This is a genomic window from Pseudomonas brassicacearum (genome assembly GCF_918698105.1).
GTDB classification, from domain to species: domain Bacteria; phylum Pseudomonadota; class Gammaproteobacteria; order Pseudomonadales; family Pseudomonadaceae; genus Aquipseudomonas; species Aquipseudomonas brassicacearum_F.
Map to the genome: position 1 here is coordinate 1 of NZ_CAKKMI010000146.1, position 6,229 is coordinate 6,229.

Genomic DNA, 6,229 nt, shown 5'->3' on the forward strand with positions numbered 1-6,229 from the left:
CCCACAACCCCAACCCCTGTTCGGGCAACAACTTGAGCGCCCGTTGAATCATGACCACGGCCTGGCGGTAGGAAATGCGCTGGGCGGGATCTTGCAGATCATCGAGGCCGAACCCCAGGCCGCGACACAGGCTGGCGGCATCGAAGCCTTTATCTGCCACCACCTCCGCCAGGGTCTGCAGCAGGAACGGCGATACCAGCGCCAATTCATAGGTCGGGTCGATGACTTTCATCTGCATGGGCGGGTTCCGGAGCACGTTAGGTGGCGTTTTTGTAACCGGTTGTTTCACAAAGTTAGCATGCTCCGGCGGATCGAGGGACACAAAAATCTGGCCGCCCAAGTCCCCTGTATGGCCGCCAATACCCTGCCCTGTTGGCGGCGAACGGCTTATTTGTATGGCTCGGACTTTCGGTGCATCGCCAACAATAATAATGAGCCCCCACATGAACCCGACCCGCACGACATTCGCCTTGCAATTGACCCTCGGCCTGGCCTGCGCCAGTGCCTTGCCGGCCCTGGCTACCGAAGCCGGGGTCGACAACATCGGCCCCGGTACAGACGGCTTCTTCATGCTGCCGCTGGAGGTCGACAGCCTTCCGGACAACATGGTTGCGTTCAACGTCTACTACAACCACTACAAGGCCCGGAAGCTCAACATCAGTTCGTTGGGCGGCGAAGTGCCGGATGTCGAAATCGAATCCACGGCGGTGATCCCGCGCATCGATTACTTGAGCCCGTTGCGGGTGGCCGGTGGCCGCCTGGGGATCTACATCGCCCAACCGTGGCTCAAGCAGGAAGTCTCGGTGTTCGGCTTGCATGACACCCGCGAAGGCATGGGCGACACCACGGTTTCGCCCATCGTGCTCTGGGACATGGGCAAGAACCTGACCCTGGCCGCGGCAGTGGAAATCACCGTGCCGACCGGCGAATACAGCACCGATCGACTGGCCAACACCAGCAACAATTTCTACACCTACAAGCCGCTGTTTTCCTTCACCTGGCTGCCTACGGAAAACACCGAGCTGTCGTTGAAAACCACCTACAGCTTCAATCGCAAGAACAAGGACACCGACTACCGTTCGGGGCAGATTTTCCACTTCGATTATTCCGCCAGCTACCGCCTGACCGACAACGTGATGCTGGGGCTCAACGGCTACTACCTCAAGCAGACCACCGACGACAAACAGTACGGCCGCACCGTGCAATTCGCCGGGCAGGACGTGGACGACGGTGTACGCGGCCAGGTCTTCGCCATCGGCCCGGCGCTGCACCTGACCTTCCTCAAGTACGCCAGCGCCGAAATCCGCTGGGCCAAGGAGTTTGCCGTGGAGAACCGCACCGAGGGCGAAATGCTCTGGGCCAAGGTCAGTATTCCGTTTGCGTTTTGAATGGATGCAGCCATACCACTTGTTTTGTCATAAGACCGAGTCGCCTGCTTCGCGAGCAGGCTCGCTCCCACAATTCGGGTGGGCTGAAAATCCCCTGTGGGAGCGAGCTTGCTCGCGATAGCGATGGATCAGCTTGCATAAATGTCGATTGACACACCGCCATCGCGAGCAAGCTCGCTCCCACGGGTTCTTCCTTCAGCTCAAACCCAGAATCGATGAAAGATGCCCATTGAGGAACTTGCCGCCAGGGTCCAGCGCCTGGCGCACCTCGGTGAATTCCGTCCAGCGCGGATACAGCGCCTGGAGCGCCTTGGCGTTCAGGGAATGCAATTTCCCCCAATGCGGACGGCCCTCGTATTTCCAGAAGATCGGCTCGATGGCGGCAAAGAAATTGTGATGGTCCATCTGGTAATGCTGGTGCACCGAGATCGAGCAACTGTCCCGGCCTTCGAACATGCTCAAGGCAATGTCGTCGGCCTTCACGTAGCGGTATTCGATGGGAAACCAGGTGCGCAGGTCCTTGTCGCGGATCAGCGCCAGAATCTCCCGCAGGCACGCTGGGCCGTGTTCGGCCGGCACCGAGTACTCCATCTCGTTGAAGCGCACGGTGCGGGCGTTGGCGTAGATGTCATGGGAGTCGCCGACCCGGTCGTCGAAATCGGCCACCAGCCGCAAGCTGTTGAGCAGCGCTCGTCGGATCGCTGGAAAATCGCTGCCGTACTTGTCGAGGTTTTCAATCAGCGAGACGAATTCGTTGCCGCCCTCTTCCTCGGGACTGATCGGCGGCGTGGCCGGATCGGTGGTTTCGTTCAGGGCGATCGACAACGCATAGTCGGAATGGGTGACGACCTGCATTTCCCAGTGCTGGTTGTCCCGGGTGTTGGTGTCCACGTCTTCGAGCAACTCCTCGGTTTTCGCCACCCATTGGTGCTCGCGCAAGCGATAGGCGGCGCGGTTCTGCAGGCGCACGCGGGTCACCAGCCCCAGCGCGCCAAGGGACACCCGGCCGGCCTTGAACACTTCAGGATGATGCTGGGCATCGCAATCGAGGACCTCGCCGCTGGCCGTCACCAGTTGCAGGCCGACCACTTGGGACGCGTACGAGCCGAAGGCCTTGCCAGTGCCGTGGGTCGAGGTGGCGATGGCACCGGCCAGGGTCTGGTAATCCACGTCGGCCATGTTCGGCAGCGCCTGGCCGATGGCCTTGAGCGCCGGGCCCATGCGGGACATGGGCGTGCCGCCGCCGAACTCGGCTTGCAGGCTGGCGGCATCATGGGCCAACAGGCCGCTGAAAAAACTCAGCGACAACAAGGTGCCGTCAGTGGGCACCAGGGCGCTGAAGGAATGCCCGGAACCTACCGGGCGAATCCGCCCTTCGGCGCGTCTCACTATATTCACCAGTTCATCGAGGTCCTTGGGGGCCAGGCGCGCCGCCGGCAGGCAACTCTGCGCGCCGGACCAGTTGCGCCAGGGGATCAGCCGAGGCGCGCGCAGCAGCTCGGCCAGGGTGCCCTGGCTGCCCAGGGCCGTAAAGGCTGCGACAACGCCGGCCTGTTGCAGCAACCGGCGCCGTGAGGAGTCCATCGTCATGCCGTAGTACCCGTAGTTATTATTGGAAGTGTTGGCCGGACATGAAGGCGATCAGGGCCATGAACTGCTCTTCGGAACAGTGCATGCACAGGCCCATCGGCGGCATGCCGTTGTAGCCGTTGATCGCGTGGTCCAACAGGGTGTCGGCGCCCTGGGCCACCCGCGGGGCCCAGGCGTTCGTATCGCCGGTCAACGGCGCCCCGGCACCGGGGTTGGCGTGGCAGAGCTTGCAGCTGCTGTCGTAGACCTGGGCCAGCGCCGCATCGCCGGGCATGGCCGTGAACACCGTGGGCGCGGGCGGCTTGGCCTCTTCGCCGCAGCCGGCAAGCAAGGTGCCGAGCAGGAAGATGAAGGCTGGGTTGAGCCAGGTTGAAGGTGTCGTTGCCTGCATGGGGCCCTCTTGGCTGCGCTTTTCTTGTTGTGGGTCAACACTAAGGCACGCCACTGCATCGGCTTGAGGTCATTGGGGGCCATAAAAGGGGGCTTGGGCGGCCAGGACATATGCACCCTGGCGAGGGCGCTTGCTCAGGGCAACAGCAACCCCTGCTCGCGCTCGCACAACTGCACCACGTAATCCCACAGCACCCGCAGGCGTACGGATTTGTGCAATTCGCGACGGGTGCTGATCCAGTAGCTGCGGCGGATGGTTTCGTCCGGCAGCAACCGCACCAATGTCGGGTCGCCGCTGGTCATGTAGCAGGGCAGCACGGCGATCCCCAGGCCCGAGCGCGCGGCCTGCTGTTGGGCAATGACGCTGGTGCTGTGGAAGACCACCCGAGGATTGCGGCAAAAGCTGTTGAGGAACATCAGTTCCTGGCTGAACAGCAGGTCATCGACATAGCCGATCCAGGCATGACGGGCCAGGTCCTCGCGGCTGCGCAGCGCTGGCGAGCGGTCCAGGTAGGCCTGGCTGGCGTACAGCGCCAGGCTGTAGTCGGTGAGTTTGCGGGTGACCAGCAGGTCGGCCGCCGGGCGTTCGAGGTGGATGCTGATTTCCGCCTCACGGTTGAGGATGCTGACAAAGCGCGGCACCGCCACCAGTTCCACTTCCAGCCCCGGATAACGCTGGAACAGCCCGTCCATGCGGCTGGCGAGGAACATGATGCCCAGCCCTTCGGTCACCCCCAGGCGGATCTTGCCCAGGGGCGCACTGGATTGGGTGATGTCTTCCTGGGCCAGCAACGCCACGTTCTCCATGGCTTCGGCGTGCTTGAGCAACGTCTCGCCCGCCGGGGTCAGCTCATAGCCCTGGGCATGCTGGACAAACAGCGCGGTGCCCAGGCTTTTCTCGATGGCCTCGATGTGCCGGGCCACTGTGGCGTGGGTGGTGTTCAGGCGTCGTGCAGCCGTCAGCAAACGGCCGCTGCGTTGCAGTTCCAGGAAATAGCGCAGGTCATTCCAGTCGAACATGAGGCGATCCTTGAACGTGCCTGAAGGCAGCGCTGTTTATAAATGCACAGCCGTTGCGCAAAAACTAACATTCTTTTGACGAAAACTAACAACTAGGATGGATCCCACAAAAACAAAAATGAGGTCGCGAATGCAACCTGTCGTCGATGAATACGATTACGTGATCGTGGGCGCCGGCCCTGCCGGATGCCTGCTGGCCAATCGGCTCTCGGCCAACCTGCAACACCGGGTGCTGCTGCTCGAAGCCGGCGGGCGCGACAACTATCCATGGATTCACATCCCGGTCGGCTACCTGTTCTGCATCGGCAACCCGCGCACCGACTGGTGCTTCAAGACCGAAGCACAACCGGGCCTGCAAGGGCGCGCCCTGAGCTACCCCCGCGGCAAGGTCCTGGGTGGCTGCTCCTCCATCAACGGCATGATCTACATGCGCGGCCAGGCGGCGGACTACGACGGCTGGGCCGCCGAGGGCAATGCCGGCTGGGCCTGGAACGACGTGCTGCCGCTGTTCCGCCAGAGCGAAAACCACTTTGCCGGCGCGTCCGAATTCCACGGCGCCGCAGGGGAATGGCGGGTCGAACGCCAGCGCCTGTCATGGCCGATTCTCGATGCCTTCCGCAGCGCCGCCGAACAGAGCGGCATCCCCAACGTCGATGATTTCAACAGCGGCGACAATGAAGGCTGCGGTTACTTCCAGGTCAACCAGAAAGCCGGGGTACGCTGGAACGCGGCCAAGGCGTTTCTCAAGCCGGTTCGCCAACGCGCCAACCTCACGGTGCTGACCGACGTCGAGGTCGACCGCGTGTTGCTGCGTGACGACCGCGCCCACGCCGTCAGCGCGCGCTGGCAAGGCAAAGGCATGACCTTCAAGGCGCGCAAGGAAATTGTCCTGTGCGCCGGGGCCGTGGGTTCGCCGGGCATCCTGCAACGTTCCGGGATCGGCCCGCGCAGCCTGCTGCAACGCCTGGGCATTGGCGTGACCCATGAACTGCCCGGTGTCGGCGGCAACTTGCAGGACCACCTGCAACTGCGGCTGATCTACCAGTTGGAAAATGCCCGCACCCTGAACCAGATCGCCGGCACCCTGTGGGGCAAGATGGGCATGGGCCTGCGCTACCTGTACGACCGCAGCGGCCCGCTGTCCATGGCCCCCAGCCAACTTGGCGCATTCGCCCGCTCGGGCCCGGAGCAGGCCTCGGCCAACCTCGAATACCACGTACAACCGTTGTCCCTGGAACGCTTCGGCGAACCGCTGCACAGTTTCCCGGCGTTCACCGCGTCGGTCTGCGACCTGCGCCCGCAAAGCCGTGGCCGGGTGGACATTCGTTCGGCCGACCCGCGCGAAGCGCCGCTGATCCAACCCCATTACCTGAGCCACCCCGAAGACTTGCGGGTCGCCGCCGACGCCATCCGCCTGACCCGACGTATCGTCGCGGCCCCGGCCTTGAGCGCGTTCAAACCGGTGGAATACCTGCCGGGCCCCAGCCTGCAAACCGAAGAGGAGTTGCACCAGGCCGCCGCCCGCATCGGCACGACGATTTTTCACCCGGTGGGCACCTGCCGCATGGGCCAGGATCGCGACGCGGTGGTGGATGCGCAACTGCGTGTCCACGGCATCAAGGGCCTGCGCATCGCCGACGCCTCGATCATGCCGCGCATCACCTCGGGCAACACCTGCTCGCCGACGTTGATGATTGCCGAGAAGGCGGCGCAGATGATGCTTGAGGCAGACACAAGAATCACCACGCCCCAGAAGGAGCCGGCCACGGTCTGAAAAACAGCAGAGCCCCCCTGTGGGAGCGAGCTTGCTCGCGATAGCGGTCTGTCTGCCACGCATAGGT

Annotated in this window: 6 protein-coding genes; 2 read left to right on the top strand and 4 right to left on the bottom strand. The window is 63.1% G+C overall.

The window, feature by feature from the left end:
• Positions 1 to 238, bottom strand: a 238-nt coding sequence (locus LQ215_RS29165; RefSeq protein ID WP_230153698.1) for an AraC family transcriptional regulator ligand-binding domain-containing protein, incomplete at its 3' end; no start/stop codon positions are given.
• Positions 239 to 443: 205 nt separating this feature from the next.
• Between LQ215_RS29165 and LQ215_RS29170 the strand changes: the two genes are divergently transcribed.
• Entirely contained in the window at positions 444 to 1,388 is a 945-nt protein-coding gene (locus LQ215_RS29170; protein WP_230153699.1) for a SphA family protein, read from the top strand.
• A 195-nt stretch (positions 1,389 to 1,583) separates the two neighbouring features.
• Here LQ215_RS29170 and LQ215_RS29175 read toward each other — a convergent pair whose 3' ends face one another.
• From LQ215_RS29175 to LQ215_RS29185, 3 genes are all read right to left on the bottom strand, one after another.
• Positions 1,584 to 2,978, bottom strand: coding sequence for a D-arabinono-1,4-lactone oxidase (locus LQ215_RS29175; RefSeq protein WP_230153700.1), 1,395 nt, complete (start codon positions 2,976 to 2,978; stop codon positions 1,584 to 1,586).
• Between the two features lie 19 nt (positions 2,979 to 2,997).
• Positions 2,998 to 3,369: a c-type cytochrome gene (locus tag LQ215_RS29180; RefSeq protein ID WP_230153701.1), complete on the bottom strand. Its 372-nt coding sequence runs from the start codon at positions 3,367 to 3,369 to the stop codon at positions 2,998 to 3,000.
• A gap of 134 nt (positions 3,370 to 3,503) precedes the next feature.
• Complete coding sequence (locus LQ215_RS29185) at positions 3,504 to 4,388, bottom strand: LysR family transcriptional regulator (RefSeq protein WP_230153702.1); 885 nt, start codon at positions 4,386 to 4,388, stop codon at positions 3,504 to 3,506.
• Between the two features lie 130 nt (positions 4,389 to 4,518).
• Between LQ215_RS29185 and LQ215_RS29190 the strand changes: the two genes are divergently transcribed.
• Complete coding sequence (locus LQ215_RS29190) at positions 4,519 to 6,162, top strand: GMC family oxidoreductase (protein WP_230153703.1); 1,644 nt, start codon at positions 4,519 to 4,521, stop codon at positions 6,160 to 6,162.
• Positions 6,163 to 6,229 lie beyond the last annotated feature (67 nt).

What these genes read in the sequence shown, in the direction of transcription:
- LQ215_RS29185 (WP_230153702.1), bottom strand. Translation starts at nt 4,388, where the DNA reads ATGTTCGACTGGAATGACCTGCGCTATTTCCTGGAACTGCAACGCAGC.
- LQ215_RS29175 (WP_230153700.1), bottom strand. Translation starts at nt 2,978, where the DNA reads ATGACGATGGACTCCTCACGGCGCCGGTTGCTGCAACAGGCCGGCGTT.
- LQ215_RS29180 (WP_230153701.1), bottom strand. Translation starts at nt 3,369, where the DNA reads ATGCAGGCAACGACACCTTCAACCTGGCTCAACCCAGCCTTCATCTTC.
- LQ215_RS29190 (WP_230153703.1), top strand. Translation starts at nt 4,519, where the DNA reads ATGCAACCTGTCGTCGATGAATACGATTACGTGATCGTGGGCGCCGGC.
- LQ215_RS29170 (WP_230153699.1), top strand. Translation starts at nt 444, where the DNA reads ATGAACCCGACCCGCACGACATTCGCCTTGCAATTGACCCTCGGCCTG.